15 protein-coding genes are annotated in these 16,084 nt (G+C 73.3%); 3 read left to right on the forward strand and 12 right to left on the reverse strand.

Annotation, left to right across the window (positions count from 1 at the left end; translation table 11 throughout):
- Positions 1 to 15: 15 nt before the first annotated feature.
- Together AB0D74_RS04070 and AB0D74_RS04075 are read left to right on the forward strand one after the other, a co-directional pair.
- A complete protein-coding gene (locus tag AB0D74_RS04070; RefSeq protein ID WP_362580342.1) occupies positions 16 to 1,011 on the forward strand; it encodes a M23 family metallopeptidase in 996 nt (331 codons plus the stop codon).
- A 76-nt stretch (positions 1,012 to 1,087) separates the two neighbouring features.
- Positions 1,088 to 2,035, forward strand: a complete 948-nt coding sequence (locus AB0D74_RS04075; RefSeq protein WP_362580343.1) for a glycosyl hydrolase — start codon at positions 1,088 to 1,090, stop codon at positions 2,033 to 2,035.
- 25 nt (positions 2,036 to 2,060) lie between these two features.
- On the opposite strand, the gene AB0D74_RS04080 is transcribed toward AB0D74_RS04075, so the two are convergent.
- The 8 genes from AB0D74_RS04080 to AB0D74_RS04115 all read right to left on the reverse strand — a co-directional run bounded on the left by AB0D74_RS04080 (position 2,061) and on the right by AB0D74_RS04115 (position 10,138).
- Complete coding sequence (locus AB0D74_RS04080) at positions 2,061 to 3,428, reverse strand: zinc ribbon domain-containing protein (protein ID WP_362580345.1); 1,368 nt, start codon at positions 3,426 to 3,428, stop codon at positions 2,061 to 2,063.
- Positions 3,425 to 3,937 carry a phage tail protein gene (locus AB0D74_RS04085; protein WP_362580985.1) on the reverse strand — a complete coding sequence of 171 codons (513 nt, stop codon included), beginning with the start codon at positions 3,935 to 3,937 and terminating at the stop codon, positions 3,425 to 3,427. Before AB0D74_RS04085 ends, AB0D74_RS04080 begins: the two co-directional genes overlap by 4 nt.
- 76 nt (positions 3,938 to 4,013) lie before the next feature.
- Complete coding sequence (locus AB0D74_RS04090) at positions 4,014 to 5,975, reverse strand: putative baseplate assembly protein (RefSeq protein ID WP_362580347.1); 1,962 nt, start codon at positions 5,973 to 5,975, stop codon at positions 4,014 to 4,016.
- A gap of 5 nt (positions 5,976 to 5,980) precedes the next feature.
- Entirely contained in the window at positions 5,981 to 6,424 is a 444-nt protein-coding gene (locus AB0D74_RS04095; protein WP_181806072.1) for a GPW/gp25 family protein, read from the reverse strand.
- 64 nt (positions 6,425 to 6,488) lie between these two features.
- The gene (locus AB0D74_RS04100; RefSeq protein WP_362580349.1) at positions 6,489 to 8,399 is read right to left on the reverse strand and encodes a VgrG-related protein; all 1,911 of its coding nucleotides are present in this window, start codon (positions 8,397 to 8,399) and stop codon (positions 6,489 to 6,491) included.
- Complete coding sequence (locus AB0D74_RS04105) at positions 8,399 to 9,121, reverse strand: LysM peptidoglycan-binding domain-containing protein (RefSeq protein ID WP_362580351.1); 723 nt, start codon at positions 9,119 to 9,121, stop codon at positions 8,399 to 8,401. The genes AB0D74_RS04100 and AB0D74_RS04105 overlap by 1 nt, the downstream gene beginning before the upstream one ends.
- Before the next feature lie 15 nt (positions 9,122 to 9,136).
- The gene (locus tag AB0D74_RS04110; protein WP_089100302.1) at positions 9,137 to 9,559 is read right to left on the reverse strand and encodes a phage tail protein; all 423 of its coding nucleotides are present in this window, start codon (positions 9,557 to 9,559) and stop codon (positions 9,137 to 9,139) included.
- Positions 9,560 to 9,640: 81 nt separating this feature from the next.
- Positions 9,641 to 10,138: a hypothetical protein gene (locus tag AB0D74_RS04115; RefSeq protein WP_362580354.1), complete on the reverse strand. Its 498-nt coding sequence runs from the start codon at positions 10,136 to 10,138 to the stop codon at positions 9,641 to 9,643.
- 2,098 nt (positions 10,139 to 12,236) lie between these two features.
- Between AB0D74_RS04115 and AB0D74_RS04120 the strand changes: the two genes are divergently transcribed.
- Positions 12,237 to 13,274 carry a hypothetical protein gene (locus tag AB0D74_RS04120; protein ID WP_362580356.1) on the forward strand — a complete coding sequence of 346 codons (1,038 nt, stop codon included), beginning with the start codon at positions 12,237 to 12,239 and terminating at the stop codon, positions 13,272 to 13,274.
- On the opposite strand, the gene AB0D74_RS04125 is transcribed toward AB0D74_RS04120, so the two are convergent.
- From AB0D74_RS04125 to AB0D74_RS04140, 4 genes are all read right to left on the reverse strand, one after another.
- Entirely contained in the window at positions 13,211 to 13,381 is a 171-nt protein-coding gene (locus AB0D74_RS04125) for a DUF6760 family protein (RefSeq protein WP_181808453.1), read from the reverse strand. The genes AB0D74_RS04120 and AB0D74_RS04125 overlap by 64 nt on opposite strands.
- Complete coding sequence (locus AB0D74_RS04130) at positions 13,378 to 13,848, reverse strand: hypothetical protein (RefSeq protein ID WP_362580358.1); 471 nt, start codon at positions 13,846 to 13,848, stop codon at positions 13,378 to 13,380. The genes AB0D74_RS04125 and AB0D74_RS04130 overlap by 4 nt, the downstream gene beginning before the upstream one ends.
- Positions 13,848 to 14,291, reverse strand: coding sequence for a phage tail protein (locus tag AB0D74_RS04135; RefSeq protein WP_351494137.1), 444 nt, complete (start codon positions 14,289 to 14,291; stop codon positions 13,848 to 13,850). The genes AB0D74_RS04130 and AB0D74_RS04135 overlap by 1 nt, the downstream gene beginning before the upstream one ends.
- 62 nt (positions 14,292 to 14,353) lie before the next feature.
- Positions 14,354 to 15,937, reverse strand: coding sequence for a phage tail sheath subtilisin-like domain-containing protein (locus tag AB0D74_RS04140; RefSeq protein ID WP_362580361.1), 1,584 nt, complete (start codon positions 15,935 to 15,937; stop codon positions 14,354 to 14,356).
- Between the last annotated feature and the right edge of the window lie 147 nt (positions 15,938 to 16,084).

Consider the following 16,084-nt stretch of genomic DNA (forward strand, 5'->3'; position numbering starts at 1 on the left):
TCAGAGGATCCGAAGATGCGAACGGATGATCTACGGCTGCTCACCGCCGCGCTGGTACTCCTCCTGACCGGCGCGTTCCTCACCACACCCGCCAAGGCCGCGGACCAGCGCCCGGCCCGCTGCGCCTTCGGTACGCGCAGCACCCCGCCGGCCGGCGCGCAACAGGACGGCACCGACCACGCCGCGCGCTGGACCGCGCCCACCGTCCGCTACCGGCTCTCCGCCCGCTACTCCGCCAGGGGGCACCTCTGGAGACACCGGCACACCGGCCAGGACTTCGCCGTCGACACCGGTACGCCCGTGTATGCCGTCGGCCCCGGCCGCGTCGTGGCCGCGACCTGCGGCGACGCCTTCGGCAACCAGGTCGTGTTACACCATCCCGACGGCTACTACACCCAGTACGCCCACCTGTCCGTCATCAACGTCCGCCGCGGCCAGCGCGTCTCGACGGGCCAGCGGATCGGCGCCGCCGGCTCCACCGGCAACGCGGACGGTCCCCACCTGCACTTCGAGGTACGGACCACCCGGCACCTGGGCTCCGAGGTCCCGCCGCTGCCGTGGCTGCGGCGCCACGGCGTGAGCGTGCCCGGAACCCCGTCCCCGGAACACCCCCACCCGGCACCGAGCACCCCGGCCGCCTCCGCCTCCGCCGTCGCGGTCGCCTCCGCCGGCGCGACCGCGACGGGCGCCACGGCCGCGAGTCCGGCGGCGTCGCCGGGGGCCGTCGAGCCGTCCGCGCGGACGCGGACCGCCCCGTCGGGGCACGGCCGATGGGCGAGGCCGAAGAGAGTCCGGAAGCCGCACAGAAACCCGAGGCCGCACAGGGACCCTGGGCCGCACAGAGATCCGAGGCCGCACGGGACCCCCGTGCCCCAGGCGGCACCGACGCGCCAGGGACCCCCGGTGAAGCAGTGGAGCCCGGCGGCGATGTGGGATCCGGCGGGACTGTGGAACATGACGGCCCTGCGGCACCCGCCGGCCCTGCGGATGCCGTCGGGCGAACGGCTGTAGCACGCCGGGAGCGCACAGGGTCACGGTATGACCACATGGCGTGGCCCCTGTGCGCCGAGCGGCGAGACTGCCTTCCATGGCACGTCTGAGGTTCCTGTGGGTCGCCGTGCTGGCGGCCCTCCTGCTGCTGCCCGTGTCCCGGCCGGAGATCCCGCGGCCCGCCGCACCCGGGCCCTTCGGGGCGTACGTCGGGTACGGCGGGGACGGGGTACGGCGGGTGGCGGCGCTCGGGAACTGGCTGCGGGACCGGCCCCGGGTCGGACACACCTACCTGCCCGGCGACGTGTGGCGGAACATCGAGGGGGCCCCGGACTTCGTACGGCTGTGGGCCCGTTGGCGGCAGGCCGAACCCGACCGGCTCCTCGTCCTCAACGTGCCGATGCTGGAACAGACCGAGGCCCACGTCCCGGACGCCGAGGTGCGCCGCCGGCTGCGGCTCGGGGCGGGCGGCTCGTACGACGTCCACTTCCGTGCGCTGGCCCGCCGGCTGGTCTCGGTCGGCGCGCCGGACACCGTCGTGGTGCTCGGCTGGGAGATGAACGGGGACACCTACACCCATCGCTGCGGACCCGACCCCGCCGCCTGGCAGGCGTACTGGCGGCGGATCGTGACGGCCATGCGGTCGGTGCCGGGCGCCCGGTTCCGGTTCGACTTCGCGCCCAACCGGGGCCGGGACGCCGTCCCCTGGACCAGGTGCTACCCGGGGGACGGGTACGTGGACGTGCTGGGGATGGACGCGTACGACGCCCCGCACGGGATGTCCTTCGAAGAGCAGGTCACCGAACCGTACGGGCTGCGGGCCCAGGTCGACTTCGCCCGGGCCCACGGCAAACCGGTCTCGTACCCCGAGTGGGGGCTGTACGAGAACGGCGACGATCCGGCGTACCTGCGAGGCATGCTCGACTGGTTCGCGAGCACCCGCCCGCTGTACCAGACGATCACCGACTACTGCCCGCACGGTGTCTGGGGCTGCCGGAGCAACCCCAGGTCCACGGCGGTGTACCGGTCCCTGATGCGGAGCTGAACCGGCCGCCGCCGCACCGGAGGTACTAGGAGTTGGCGCTCGACGGGCCGAAGAACTCGATCTCGGCGATGGCGACCTGGGTGTGGGCCGACGACTGGTACGACGAGTCGATCGTGAAGCGGACGGAGACGACGTCCGCGGCCCGCAGGTCGCGGGTCTGGCCGCCGGCCGCCTGGTCGAGGGTCAGTTCGCGGGTCTCGGTCTTGCCGTCGGAGGTCTTGATGGTCGCCGTCAGGCGGTGCGGCAGGGCCGACTTGTTCAGCTGCTCGTTGTGGGTCGACTCGCCGGAGGTGATGACGACGTTCAGGAGCCGGACCGGCTCGTCGAAGTGCGCCTCGACCCACTCGCCCTCGCCGGCCCCGGCGATGCCCGGGCCCCACCACGTGTTGTTCAGCTTGTCGAAGAGCAGCTCCGGCTTGTGGCCGGCGTACGCGCGGGAGGCGCGGTAGCTGTCCGGGGAGACCGGGGCGCGCTTGGCGAAGTGGTCGCGGGTGGCGCTGACCGCCTTCGGCGTGTTGATCGCCAGGACCGTGACGCCGGTGAGGACGACGGCGGCGACGATCCAGGTGACGACGCGGTCGAAGGTGCGGCGCAGGCGGGGGCGGTCGCCTGCCCACGGGGTCGCCCTGTTGCGGAAGTCGAAGATGCGGCGCCACCAGGGGCGGCGGGCCGCGGGGCCGGTGTCGGGGTGGCCGGCCATGGGCATGGCGCAGCGGGTGCAGAAGTGGCGGTCGGGGCGGTTGGGGGTGGCGCACCAGGGGCAGGGGGTGCCGCCGTGGGCGCCGAGGTCCTCGCCGGGGGCGCGGACGGCGGCGGGGCGTTGGGGGGTGGGGCGGCCGGGGAGTACCGGAGCGATGGGTTGGGGGGCCGGGGTGGGGGTGGGTTCACTCACCGGGATGAGGAGGCGGCGGGCGCGCTCCTGTTCGGGGGTGGGGGTGGCGGCGGCTGCTTCGGGCTGCGGGTGGGGAGTGGGGAGTGGGGTGGTTTCGGCTGTGGGGGACGTGACGGCGGGTGGGGGCTGGTCGCGCCCACGCGGCGGCAGCCGCACATCCGATTCAGCCCCGCGCCCCTGAAGGGGCGCTGCCGTGCGCGGTGTTGACAGGTCGCCGTGGGGCTGAAGGGGCGCTGCCGTGCGCGGTGTTGACAGGTCGCCGTGGGGCTGGAGGGGGGGTTCTGTCGGGGCTGTTGTTGTTGCGCGTGTGTCGCGTTGGGGGAGGCCGGTGCCGCCGTCTCTGCGGGTGAAGGCGTCCCAGCCGGGGTTGGGGGTCGGCGGCTGGGGGGCGGGGTCCTCGTCGGTGCCGGTCCAGCTGAGGACCGCGCCGCAGTCGTCGCAGAAGGACTTGCCCGGTTCGGCGACCGCGCCGCACTCCGTGCAGTTCCGGTTGGTCGTCATCGCTGCGGGGTCCTCTCGGCGGACGCGGTCACCTGGACCGTGTAGGGCATGTGAGCGGGGCGGGCGGCGGCCACGAGGTGTTCCAGACGGACCTCGTCGGCCGGGGTGGGGGCGGGGAGCGTCAGGTGGACGTGGAGGTGGGGGCGGGCGGCGCCGGGGAAGGCGCCGAGCGGGCGGGCGCTCCAGTCGGCGCCGCCGCTCTCCGTGATCTCCGGCGGTACGCCGAAGGCCAGCCGGACCGTCTCGGACAGGCCCCAGCGGGTGCCCCGGATGCGGTGCAGGTAGGCGGCGGCGGCCACGGCGGCCCGGAGCAGGGGCTCCGATTCCGTGCCGTCGGTCTCCGCGCCGACCCAGGTGCCGAGCCACTCCGCGAAGTCGAGCGGGGCCAGCGCCGGGTCGAAGTAACTGGGCAGGCAGTCCAGGACGTTCGGGATCGGGGCGATCACGTCGTCCAGTCCCGCGACGAAGCGCAGCGCGAGGTCGTCGTCGGCGAAGACGGCGGGGAGCATCGCGCTGATCGGGACGGAGGAGCCGAGGCCGTCGATGGAACCTCTCAACGGAGGCCTCCGGTCGGCTTGTTGCCGGTCATTCGCCGATCACCCTCACCCGGTGGTCGTAGGAGAAGACCAGGGACGGGGCGTCCAGGTCGATACGGTCGGTCGGGTCGCCGCGCTTGCCGGTGAGCGGGTCGGCGGGGTGCAGGACGACCTCGTCGACGAGTTCGATGCCGGGGACGCGTTGCAGCACCGCGAAGATCTCGCCGGACTGCACCGGACGCCCGAACGGCCAGCCCTTGCCGTCCGCGCCGCCGGTCAGCGGGTCCAGGTGGCGGTAGAGGGCGTCGTGGGCCTGGCGGCGGACCCGGTCGACGTCCACGCCGCGGAAGGCGTGCACGGTGGCGACGACCGTGACGCCCTGGTAGAAGGGCGGCCCGACCGCGAGCCGGGTGCCGATCAGCCGGCGTTCGTCCAGGTAGCGGGTGATCCGGTCCAACAGGGCGTCGCCGGGCACGAGTTGCTCGAAGCGGAGCCGGCCGCCCGGGTCGGAAACCGCCTGGGGCACCACCAGGACCCGTACCGCGTACGAGCCGTGCTCGCCCTCCTCGCCCTCCAGGCAGGTGATCCGGGCCGTCTCGGGCGCGGCGCGGCGGGCCAGCTCCTCGTAGTCGCGCAGGGTCACCGCGCGTTCCTGGGCGCGCAGTGTGATCGGCGCGCGCACCTTCGCCTCGGCGACCGTCTCGCCGTCGACCCCGCCGCGCGCGGCCTCCCGGTTGACCACGTCCGCGACGTACGGGATGGAGGAGCGCAGGATCTGTACGGCGCCGCGGGCCACGTTGCCGTCCCGGCCGCCGCCGGTGCGGTAGCGGCGGGCCCGGATGACCGCGCCCTTCGGGGCCACCGCGCCGTACTGGCGCAGCGAGCCGTCCGGTTCGCGGACCGCGGGGCCGAAGGCGATCTCGCCGGTGGTCGCGTCGAGGACGAGGTGCCGGTCGTACGGCCCGGAGGCCGCGAAGTGCGGGACGACCTGCCAGTCCACCCAGCCGCCCTCGCCGTCGTGCTCGGCGGTCTGCAGGAGGAGCGGCGGGTTGTCCCCGACGACGGGGGCGTGGGCGAGCCTGAGGCGCTGGCCGGGCAGGCCGGTGGACTCGCCGAGCGCCTCGTCCTCGACGGTCTCCGCGTGAACGGCGGCCGTGGTGCCGCCCACCGTGCAGGCCTCGACGAACCGGACCGTCGGGGAGGTGGTGTAGAAGGGCTGGTCGGCGTGGGGTTCGGTGACCCGGCAGCGCAGCCAGCTGGCCTCCAGGCCGCCGTTGCGGGAGAGCACGTGGCCGCCGGGGACGTGCAGCACGACCTCGCCGGGGCGGTTGAGGCCACCGGTGCCGTCCCGGTCGACCTCGCACTCCTTCCAGCCGTCCTCCGTCCACGCCTCCCAGACCAGCGGGGGCTGCCGCGGGTCCACGCCGACGCCGTCGACCCTGCTGTCCAGGTCCAGGGCGACCGCGCAGTGCGGGACGGCGGCGGAGAGGCCGAGCAGCATGCAGTCACCGGGGTTCGGGGACTCGGTGAAGCACAGCAGGTCCTTGCCCTCGGCGAGCTCGTGGGTGAGGTCGACGACGGCCGCGCCGTTCTGCTGGCGCAGCAGGTGCCGCAACTCGCTCGGCACGATGGTCAGTTCGCGCTCGGTCGCGAAGACCACCGCCTCCTGCGTCTCGGTGCGGCGGGTCGCCACCTCGGTGCCGACCGGCACCGGGACCGCCTCCTCCTGGGCCGCCGACAGCCAGAGCGTCACGTCCGTGCGGGCGGCGGACGGCGGGAACAGCGTGATGCCGACCAGGTCCAGGAAGGCGAGGTGGTTCTTCTCCGGGACCCGGTTGAGGCGGTACACGATCTGGTCGGCCATGTGCGCGACCGTCTCCACCAGCGTGATGCCGGGGTCGGAGACGTTGTGGTCGGTCCACTCCGGGGCGCGCTGCTGGATGTAACGCTTGGCGTCGTCGACGAACTGCTGGAAGCGGCGGTCGTCGAGGTTCGGGGAGGGCAGGGCCATCGGGATCAGCGGTCGCTTTCGGAGGAGTCCGGGGAGGCGGGGGGCAGGTCCGGCTCGTCGTGGGAGGGGATGACGTAGAAGGGGAAGACCAGGCTGCGCGGGTTGTTGGTGCCGCGGATCGAGTAGCGGACGTCGATCATCAGCACGCTCGGGTCGGCCCCGGTGGTCACCTCGACGTCCTCGACCTCGATCCGCGGCTCCCAGCGGTCGAGGCTGGCGTGCACCTCGTGCTGGATCCGGCCGGCGGTCTGCTCGTTGACGGGGGCGAAGACCAGGTCGTGGATGGCGCAGCCGAACTCCGGCCGCATCGGGCGTTCGCCCGGGGCCGTGGAGAGGATGAGCCGGATGGCCTCCTCCACCTCCTTCTCGCCGCTGACCAGGGCGATGCCGCCGGTGGGCCCGATCCGCAACGGGAACGACCAGCCGGAGCCGACGAACTGCTCTGCCATCAGCCCCGCACCCGCCCCTCCGGGAAACCCTGCCGGCCGCTCGTGCCGGGATCGCCGTGCCCGCTCATGCCGGGATCACCATCACCGTCAGGCCGCCCATCATCAGGTTGCCAAGGACCGGTACCTCGGGGGCCTGGATCGCCACGGTGGCCAGGGAGCTGATCGCGACGGCGGCGTTGCCACGCAGCGACAGGGCCGCGTTCGCCATCAGGCTCACGGCGGCGGCGTTCACGGAGACCGCGCCCGCGGGCGCCTTGATGTCGACGAGTTCCGCGCTCTGCAGGGACAGCGGCCCCCCGCTCCTGATGCTGAGCGCGCCCCCCGCCTTCAGCGACAGGTTGGCGCCCGCCTCGACCGACACCGACGTGCTGCCCTTGATGGAGACGCTGCCCTTGCTGTCCACGGTGATCTCGGTCTGCTGCCGGTCCAGGAACACGGTGAGCTTGTCGTCGCCGCTGGCCAGCCGGACGCCCTGTTTGCGGCCCCGCTGGTCGAGCAGGTCCATGCGGTTGCCGACCCGGTCGGAGACCGTGTGCCGGGTGGCCCGGCCGCGCATGCCGTCGTGCAGCGGCACGTCCTTGACCCGGGTCGGCTTGTCCTTGCCGTTGTAGAGGCCGCCGATGACGTACGCGTGGTCGAGGGCGCCCCGGTCGAAGGCGACGAGCACCTCGTCCCCGACGTCCATCGGGAAGACCCCGCCGCCGCGCACCCCGCCCCACTGCATGGTCCGGGTCCAGTCGCTGACGTAGGTGTCGTCCAGCCACGGGAACTTGAGCTTCACCCGGCCCTGCTGGAGGGGGTCCTGCACATCGGTGACGAGGGCCTGCGCCACGCTGAGCTGCCGGTCGCCGCCCGCGTCCCCGCCACCGCCGGAGGCGACGCCGTAGAGCGAGCGCCACTGACGGCCGCTGACCGTCACCCAGGTCTCGTAGTGCTTGGCGTCGCCGAAGACGTGCCGTACCGAGGTGACCGTGTACTTCCCCTCGAAGGGGTCCCCGACGTCCGCGAGCGCCACCGGAACCCCCGGCCGCAGCTTCGGGTTGCCGCGCACGACGACCTCCACCTCGGCGAAGGTCGACGTGACGTCGTCGGAGAGGGCGTCGGCCGCGAACTTCACCTCGTTCTGCTTGTCGTACGGCGTACGCGTCTCGACCAGCTTCGACGTCTTGAACTCGCCGGCCGCCGCGCCCGGGGTGGTGCCGATGCTGTAGCCGGTGTTGCTCGTGGGGGTCGCGGTCGCCGTGAGCGTCTTCTTCGTCCGAACGTCCCAGCCCCGCGACTCGACCTTGTTCACCTGGTCGGAGGCGGTGACCGCGGTGCGCAGCCGCAGGATGTCGTGCCGGGCCTCCAGCACGAACGGGCTCTTGCCCCCGTCGGTCTGCGGCGAGGGCGCCCCGGAGGCGCTCTTCTGCTGCACGAACTGGAACTTGCCGTCGGCGTCCACCGACATGACCATCTCGTTCTCGTCGGCGAGGCGGGCCAGGAAGTCCCAGTCGGTGACGTTCGACTGGCTGATGAACTCGTAGACGGTCTTGGTGGCCTGGATCCGCCCGATCGGCACGCCGTCCTGCGCGGCCAGCTTGCGGGCGATGTCGGAGGCGGTCTGGTTGCGGTAGGCGACGACGCGGCGCTGCCGCATCAGCCGGAACCCGTAGTCGTAGCCCCGGACCACCGCGTAGCTTCCGGTGCCGTCGTACTCGGCCTCCATCGCGGTGACCTCGCCGGTGAGCAGCGGGTCGCCGGTGCCCTGCCCGTCGGAGACCGGCGTGATCACCACCGGGGTGCCGAACTGCACGCCCAGCTTGCCCAGCAGTTTGCGGCCCGGGTCGCGGAAGGTCAGCTGGAAGGCGGCCGGCACCCCGACGCCCTGGTCCACGTGGGCGTCGACGAGATACCGCCCGTACTCCGAGGTCGCGGTCAGCTCCTTGCCGCCGATGACGACCTTGATGACGTTCGAGAAGGCATGCTTCACCATCAGGACCGCACCTCCTCGGCGGCCGGCAGCACCAGTTCCGTCCCCGTGGGCAGCCACCCCGGGTCGTCGATGTCGTTGGCGTCCGCGATCGCCCGCCAGGCCGCCGCGTTGCCGTACTCCCGCCAGGCCAGCGACTGGAGCGAGTCCCCGGCCACGACGCGGTGCACGCGCTGCGCGGTGAGCGCGCCGGACGTCGGGTTCTGTCCCGCGGTCTTGCTCGGGATCTCGTGCAGCTGGAGCTGGCAGCTCGCCCGGATCGGCATCCCACTGGTCCCGAAGAGCGAGTAGGAGACGTCCGCGGAGGCGACGTACGCCGTGAAGTTCGCCGTCGAGAACGAACCCCACTGGAAGACCACCCAGGGCGGCGACGGCTGCTTGGCGGCGATGCTCTTGCTGGTGACCTCGCAGCAGGCCAGCAGCGACTCCACCTTCTTCATCACGTCGTTGCTGTCCGGGTCGTCGGACCGGTCCAGGAAGATCTCCACGCTCATCTGGCGCGGATGGGTACCGAGGAACTCCGGCAGCGCGCCGTCCCGTTCGATCGGCGCCGCCGACGACTTCCAGTCCGCGCGGCGGCCGATCGACAGCTGCGCCGGGTTGAACTCGAAGCCGAACGTCTTGATGATGCCGCCCGGGCTGGTGCTGGTGCCCACGGGCGGCTCGTGAATCGCGAGGGTGGCCCGCACGAGGCTCTTGCCGGCGCCCCGGCTGCTCCTGGCCATGATCTGGTCTGCCTCTCAGTCCGTGAATCCGTGGTGGGCGATCTCCAGGACCTCCGTGGCCACGGACGGACTGCCCGCGTCCAGGGAGGGCCCCTGCCAGCTCACCGGCAGCACGTCGAGCAGTCCCCAGCGGGCCACCTCCGAGCCGTCCGCGCGCAGCGCCGTGATCTGCCCGGTGGGCCGCTCGATCCCCGTCTGCACGGACGAGATCCACTTCGCGACCTTCGAGGTGTCCGGGGTGAGCGGGCGGGTCAGCCGGATGTGGGAGAAGGTGACCCGGGTCGGCAGCTGCCACACGAACCCGTTGTTCCCGCCCTCCTGCCGCTGCTCGATCTCCACCTGCGACGACAGCCCCTCGCACCCGTTGAAGTAACCGAGGTCCTCACCGTCGATGGAGAGGCTGAACCAGACTGTGGTTCCCGGGTCCTGGCGATCCATCGGGAGGCCTTTCTGCTGTGGGGTGCTGCGCGGTCGTCGTGATCGGGGCGGTCAGGGCCGGTCAGGCATCGTCGGGGGTCATCAGGGCCGGAAGTCGCGGAGCTTGCCGACGCGTTCGCGGTCGCGGCGGAGTTCGGTGCGGACGTGCCGGGTGATCCGGTCGATGATCCGGTGCACGAGGGCGTCCACCTGGAACTCGGTGAGGGCCCGCGGATCGAACCCGCCGCCCTCGACCGCCGTGTAACCGGGCGGCGGATCGTCGGCGCCCGAGGCGGCGGCGGAGTACCCGGGCGGCGGCGGGTCGTCGGAAGGCGGGGGCTGCCTGGACGTCTGGGTCCGGGGCGCCACGGCACGCGTGGTGTGGGTGAGCGGCGCCTTCTTCAGCGAGGTCGTCGGGTGGTGCCCGACGCTGAGAGCTTCCCGCTGGACGGTGACACGGCCGAGGGGGGCGACGGGGAGGGGCTCGGTGGCGGAGATCGGCGCGGTCGGGCGCAGCGGAACCGCTTGCGCGGGCGTGGCCGGGGTGGCGCCGGCCGGCTTCACCGGCAGCGCGGCGGCCGGAGTCGCGGCCCGCTGCACGAAGAGGGGCAGGGGGGCCGCCGGACGGCCGCCGGGACCCGGCCCGACGGCCGGGGCGGAAGGGGAGGGGCCGACGGCCCGCTGAACGAAGGGGGAAGAGAGGGGAGGAAGGGGAGGAAGGGGAGAAGGGGGAGGTAGGCGAGGGGTCGACGGCGGTACGGCCGTCGCCGACGTGGCCGCCGTGGCGGCGGGGCCGGGAGGAGCTGCTGGGGGCGGCATCGAGGGGCCGGTGAGGGCGGGCGGTGCAGGCTGGGCACGCCCGGCCGTCGTCGTGGGCAGGCCCGTCGCCGAGGCTCGCTGCACCGGCCGGGACACTGCCGTCACCGGACGGGCAAAGACGGCCGCCCGGTCAACCGGAGATCCACTCCCCGGAGCACTCGAGGAACCGGGCGAAGAGCCGGCCGACGAGCCCGGCGAGGAACCGCCCGAAGAACTGAGCGGAGAACCCGGCAAGGAACCGAGCAAGGAACCAGCCGAAGAACCGGCCGAAGAACCCGGCAAGGAACCGGCCGAAGAACTGAGCGGAGAACCCGGCAAGGAACCGAGCAAGGAACCAGCCGAAGAACCGGACGGAGAACTCGGCACGGAACCAGCCGCGGGACCAGCCGAAGAGCCAGTCGGCGCACCGCTCGACGAACCGCTCGACGCACCGCTCGACGCCTGTTGCCGCTGTACGGGCGGTGGAGCCGACCGGTGGCCGGCGGCCCTCGTGGCAGCCGCACTCGCGACCGGGCCCGCGACCGGGGCGCCGAGGCCGAGGCGGGGCGCGCGGGGAGGGGTCGTGCCGGCAGCACGCTGCACGGAGGCGGAAGGGGAAGCGGGGGCCGGAGCGGGCCCGGCCGCCGGTGCGGGTCCCTGTGCACGCGGACCAGGCGGAGTCTGCGCATCCGGCACGGAGGAGGAGGAAGCCTGCGGGCCCTGCGTGGCCCGTCGCTGTACGGGCAGTTCACGGCCGCCGCTCCCGGCCGCGTTCGGGAGCGGAGCGCCGAGGCCGGGGCGCTGGACGTCCGCGGTCGTCGCGGCACGCTGCACGGGAGCCGGCGCGGAAGCGGGCGCTGGAGTGGGTGTGGCCGACGCCGTCGAGGTACCGGCCGTGGCGTCGCGAGCGGGCTCGTTCGGGGTCATCGGCGGGGCAGCCGGTACGGCACTCCGCCCTGCCGGACGGGGCGCTTCCCGTACGGCATCGGTTGCGCCGGCGCCCTCCTTCGCCATGCGCTGCACAGACGCCTCGCGGCCACCGCTCGCGGCCGGGGACGCCGAGGGCCGCGCGCTCTGCGGGAGGTCCGAGGCGGGTGGAGCAGGGGGCGTTGCCCCAGCCCTGGGGGATGCCCCCGCCGTGGCGGATCCGGTGCCGGGCGTCGGTGCCGAACTCGTCGCTGAGGCACCGCTGTTCGGCGACGGCGGCGTGGGACGGACGGCGGCCGGGCCCGTGACGCCCGTGCGCTGCACGGCGGGCACACCGGGTTCGCCGGGGCTGCCGGGCGAGGGCTTCGAGACCGCCGCCGACTCGCCGGGCACGGTCGGCGGGACCGGGGTGCGGCTGCTGCTCACCGCCTGCCGTTGCACCGAGGTCCGCGCCCCGGCGCCGGACATGCCGGAAGGCCCGCCGTTGCCCGGGGGCGTCGCGGATGCCACGGGTGACGCAGGGGTGGCGGCAGGGGCGGAAGGGGGTGTCGGCATCGGCGACGCGGGGGCGGTAGGGGCCGTAGCGCCAGGCGGCACGGATGCCGCGCCAGCCGTACCACCGCCGCCACCGCCACCGCCGGAGGCCGCCTTGGCCGGAGTAGGACCCGGACCCGGAGTAGGACCCGGAGCAGGACCCGGACCCGGAGCCGTCGTGCTCGGTCGGGTGGTCGTCGGTCCGGCGGCGGACGCGGATCGCTGTACGGGGGCCGGTGTCGGCGCCCGTCCCGGGGCAGCGGCTCGCGGGGCACCGGCGGAGGGGGTACGGACGTCACCGCGCGGGCGCGACCAGCCCCCGCTCACCCGTACCGGATCCCCGCCGCCGCCCTCGACCGCCCGCTGTACGGAGACCCCGTCCGCCGCCGGTTCGCCGCCCGCTCGGTCACCCTCACCCGGCGTCGGTGCCGCGCCCTCGGTGGCCGTCACCCGCGGCGCCGACGGCAGCGTACGCCGCTGCACAGCCGTCACCGAGGGGCTCGCCTGCGCCGTCGTGAGCGCGCTGCGGCGCGGTGGGACGGGAGGTGCGGGCGCGACGCGCGGACCGGTGGCCGGGGCGGGCGCCACCGGAGTCGGCTGCGGAGCCCACGCGACCGGCACCGCCGTCGGAACGGCGGGAGAAGCTGCGGGAGAAGCTGCGGAGGAAGCGGCTGCCGAGGCGGCGCCCGTCGGCGTGGCCGACCGCTGGACGGCAGGCGTGGCCCGCTGCCCCGTCCCCGCCGCGGAGGGCGCCGAAGCCGCCCGGCCCGGCGCGCTGTTGCCGTTCCGTACGGGTCCCGGTGCCGTCCCGGTCCGCTGCACGGCCGCACCACCACCGCGCGGCGCCGCCAACGGCACCCGCTGCACCGCGGGCGCCGCCGAACCGGCGGAACCGGCCGAGCCGGAAGCCCTGGCCGAACCAGCGGACCCCGAAGCCCCGACGGCGCCCGCCGAGCCTCCGCCCACCGCCCGCAACGGCACCACCGGAACCGACGTCCTCCGGCCGGCCGCCATGGGCCCCGTCGGTCCCGCCGCTCCCGTCGGACCCGCCAACGGCAGCGACTGCACTGGGCGTTCGAGGCCGGAGACGGCCCCCGCGCCCGAGGTTCCGGTGAGGCCGCCACCGGCGAGACCCGCGCTCCGCGCGCCGTCCAGGACCGCGTGCGAGCGCGTGCCCATGAACGACGGGTTCTGCCAGGTCGGCAGCCGGCCGCCGAACCCGGCGTCGGCGACCGGTCCGCCCGCGCCCAGCGCACGCTGGATCGGCGGCAGCCCGGACCAGGCCGCCGCCACCACGGGACGACGCGGCGCCTCCACGGGTGTCTCAGGGACGTTCCCGCTCCCGGTCTCGCCGGCCCCGCCGGCCTCCGGCCCGCGGTCGCGTCCCCGTACCCGATCCCACAGCCCCACCTGTCAGCCCTCCGCGCCTGCGGAGGCCGTCGCCCTGGTCACCAGAGACGCGATCTCCGCCGTGTAGCGGCGGCGGTCGGCGTGCTCCAGGTCCAGGATGTCCTCCAGGTTCCAGTGGAAGTGGTAGGCGACGTACGCGATCTCCTCGTGCAGCCGGTCGGTCGCGTACGTCACGATTCCCCCAGGCGGCTCCCGCCGAGTTCCACTTCGAAGGGCTCCGAGCAGTGCGGGCAGTTGACCGCGGCCCGGGTGTGCCCCTCGGCGTTGATCTGGCGGTAGAAGTCCTGGAGGAACGCCAGGTCGGAGGCGAACATGTTCTCCACGATCCCGTCGTGGACGAGCGGGAGCGTGCCGAGGCGGGTGATGACCCGGCCCAGCAGCACCACCGACAGGAACGCGGGGTTCTCCTGGACGCGGACGTCGCGCAGCGGGATCAGCTCGTCGCGCGCCGTCGACAGGCGCATCACGCCGTCGCGGTGGACGGTGCCCTGCTCGTCGACGTACCCGCGCGGGAGCTGGAACGGGAACTCCGTGCGCAGCACCTCGACGGGCGCCTCCGGTTGCTGAGAGGCCTGGGGCGCCGCCGCCTCCGCTGCGAGCGGCGCCCCCACACCCCCGGCCCTGACAGCCGAACGCCTCATTACTCGATGACCAGTTCTTCGAACGTGATGGTCACCGACTCGGTCAGCGCGGACGCCTCGCCCGCCTTCACCGTGCTGGTGTCGATCTTGCTGCACCAGGCGTTGCGCAGGTTGTAGCGCTTCACCGGGTTGTTCTCGAAGTCCATCATGATGATGGACGCGTTCTTGCGGGCCGTGGCCATCTGGCCGTTGATCGACTCGTTGATCCACTGGGTGAACGACGAGGACTGGGTCATACCGCGGACGACCGTGCAGGTGCCGTTCTTCTTCACGCCCGGCAGGTTGCGGACGTGGTTCTTCCCGTCCGGCGTGTTCTGCTGGTAGGTGATGACGTCCTGCTCCATCGTCATGCCGCTGACCTCGGCGAGGTACTCGACCATCACGCCGTCGATCTGCAGGCCGAAATTGTGCGATGTGAGGGCGTCACCCGGCTGGAGACTCATGTGTTACTGCCCGTTCTTCTCAAGATGCCTGTAAGACAAGGGGGTGGGGACCCGAGGGTCCGCTACTCCTGGAGCTCGCCGCTGCCGCTGGAGAACTGGGCAAGGCGGAAGATCACGAACTCGGCGGGCTTGACCGGCGCGATGCCGATCTCGCAGATCACGCGGCCGACGTCGACCGACTCCGGCGGGTTGGTCTCCTCGTCGCACTTGACGTAGTACGCCTCCTCGGGCCGCTGCCCGAACAGGGCGCCGCTGCGCCACTCGTTGACCAGGAACGCGGAGATGTTGCGCCGGATCCGGGCCCACAGGTTGTGGTCGTTGGGCTCGAAGACCACCCACTGGGTGCCGATCAGGATCGACTCCTCCAGGTAGTTGAAGTACCGGCGGATGTTCAGGTAGCGCCAGGCCGGGTCGGAGGAGAGCGTGCGCGCGCCCCAGATGCGGATGCCGCGGCCGGGGAAGGCGCGGATGCAGTTCACGCCGATCGGGTTGAGCAGGTCCTGCTCGCCGCGGGTGATCTGGAGCTCCAGGTCGACCGCGCCGCGGATGACCTCGTTGGCCGGGGCCTTGTGGACGCCGCGCTCGGCGTCGTTGCGGGCCCAGACGCCGGACACGTGCCCGGACGGCGGGATCAGCCGGGACTGGCCGGAAGACGGGTCGAAGGTCTTGATCCAGGGGTAGTACAGAGCCGCGTACTTGGAGTCGTAGCCGGCCGTCTCCTGGCGCCAGACCCGGATCTGGCGGGCGTTGAGGCCCGGCGGCGGGTCGATGACGGCGACGCGGTCGCCCATCAGCTCGCAGTGCGCGATCAGGCCGAGCTGGACGGCCTTGACGGCCTCCAGGTCGATCGCGCCGCGCTGGTAGGCGGCCATCAGGTCGGGGACGGCGACCATGGACACCTCGTCGACGGCCTCCAGGCCGCCGAAGCCGGTGCGGTCGGCCGAGTCGCCGAGGTAGTCGGCGGGGCCGGGGTGCGAGCCGGCGCCCGCGACGGGGGACGCGGACGCCGGCGTCTGGGTCGGGGCCACGAGGGCCACCGTCTGGTTCTCCGGACGGGCCAGCTGCGCGGCGGGCGCGGCCTCGGTCACGGTGATGAGCTTGGAACGCTCCTTGACCTGGGTGACCACGTAGTTGCGGCCACCCTTCTTCGCGGTCACGTCGAAGGTCTCGGCGGCCTTGCCACCGTCCTTGACGACCAGCTTGAAGCGTTCGGCGGGGCCCTCGCCCTCCGGGTCGGCGACCTCGACGCTCAGGTCGCCGGAGGCGATGGCGCTGACGGTGAAGGTGCCGAGCTGCTTGGCCTCGCCGGACGGCAGGGCGGCCGGGGCGGCCGAACTCCCGACGGCGGCGGGCGCGCCCGCGGTGCCCTCGGCGTCTTCCCTGCTGCCGCCGACACGGACCACGTAGGCCGCCGTGCCGCCGTTGTTGAAGAAGCCGTAGACGGAGTGCGCGAGGTAGTACCCGTCGGTGAACTCTCCGAAGGACGCGACGTACTGCGTCCAGTTGGTCACCAGCGTCGGCTCGTTCAGCGGACCGGTCGGGGCCAGGCCCACGAAGGCCGCCACCGACGTGCCCACACCCTCGATGGGGCGCGAGCCGCTGGCAACCTCCTCGACGTAGACGCCGGGCGACAGGTAGGACGGCATGCTCTGCTCTCCTCGGGGTACGAGACAGGAACGCTTCCCACCCTCACGCGCGAGCGCGTCCGCCGAAACGTCCTGCGGTGCCGGGCAGAGGGCAAGCTCATTGCCCCCAGGGGCAGCTCGCGCCGCACCGGCGGGCCGGTCTGCCCT

The sequence above is a fragment of the Streptomyces sp. NPDC048278 genome, assembly GCF_040652195.1.
GTDB lineage: Bacteria > Actinomycetota > Actinomycetes > Streptomycetales > Streptomycetaceae > Streptomyces.

What these genes read in the sequence shown, in the direction of transcription:
- AB0D74_RS04110 (WP_089100302.1), bottom strand. Translation starts at nt 9,559, where the DNA reads ATGGATCGCCAGGACCCGGGAACCACAGTCTGGTTCAGCCTCTCCATC.
- AB0D74_RS04080 (WP_362580345.1), bottom strand. Translation starts at nt 3,428, where the DNA reads ATGACGACCAACCGGAACTGCACGGAGTGCGGCGCGGTCGCCGAACCG.
- AB0D74_RS04140 (WP_362580361.1), bottom strand. Translation starts at nt 15,937, where the DNA reads ATGCCGTCCTACCTGTCGCCCGGCGTCTACGTCGAGGAGGTTGCCAGC.
- AB0D74_RS04085 (WP_362580985.1), bottom strand. Translation starts at nt 3,937, where the DNA reads ATGCTCCCCGCCGTCTTCGCCGACGACGACCTCGCGCTGCGCTTCGTC.
- AB0D74_RS04135 (WP_351494137.1), bottom strand. Translation starts at nt 14,291, where the DNA reads ATGAGTCTCCAGCCGGGTGACGCCCTCACATCGCACAATTTCGGCCTG.
- AB0D74_RS04070 (WP_362580342.1), top strand. Translation starts at nt 16, where the DNA reads ATGCGAACGGATGATCTACGGCTGCTCACCGCCGCGCTGGTACTCCTC.
- AB0D74_RS04095 (WP_181806072.1), bottom strand. Translation starts at nt 6,424, where the DNA reads ATGGCAGAGCAGTTCGTCGGCTCCGGCTGGTCGTTCCCGTTGCGGATC.
- AB0D74_RS04090 (WP_362580347.1), bottom strand. Translation starts at nt 5,975, where the DNA reads ATGGCCCTGCCCTCCCCGAACCTCGACGACCGCCGCTTCCAGCAGTTC.
- AB0D74_RS04105 (WP_362580351.1), bottom strand. Translation starts at nt 9,121, where the DNA reads ATGGCCAGGAGCAGCCGGGGCGCCGGCAAGAGCCTCGTGCGGGCCACC.
- AB0D74_RS04130 (WP_362580358.1), bottom strand. Translation starts at nt 13,848, where the DNA reads ATGAGGCGTTCGGCTGTCAGGGCCGGGGGTGTGGGGGCGCCGCTCGCA.
- AB0D74_RS04100 (WP_362580349.1), bottom strand. Translation starts at nt 8,399, where the DNA reads ATGGTGAAGCATGCCTTCTCGAACGTCATCAAGGTCGTCATCGGCGGC.
- AB0D74_RS04075 (WP_362580343.1), top strand. Translation starts at nt 1,088, where the DNA reads ATGGCACGTCTGAGGTTCCTGTGGGTCGCCGTGCTGGCGGCCCTCCTG.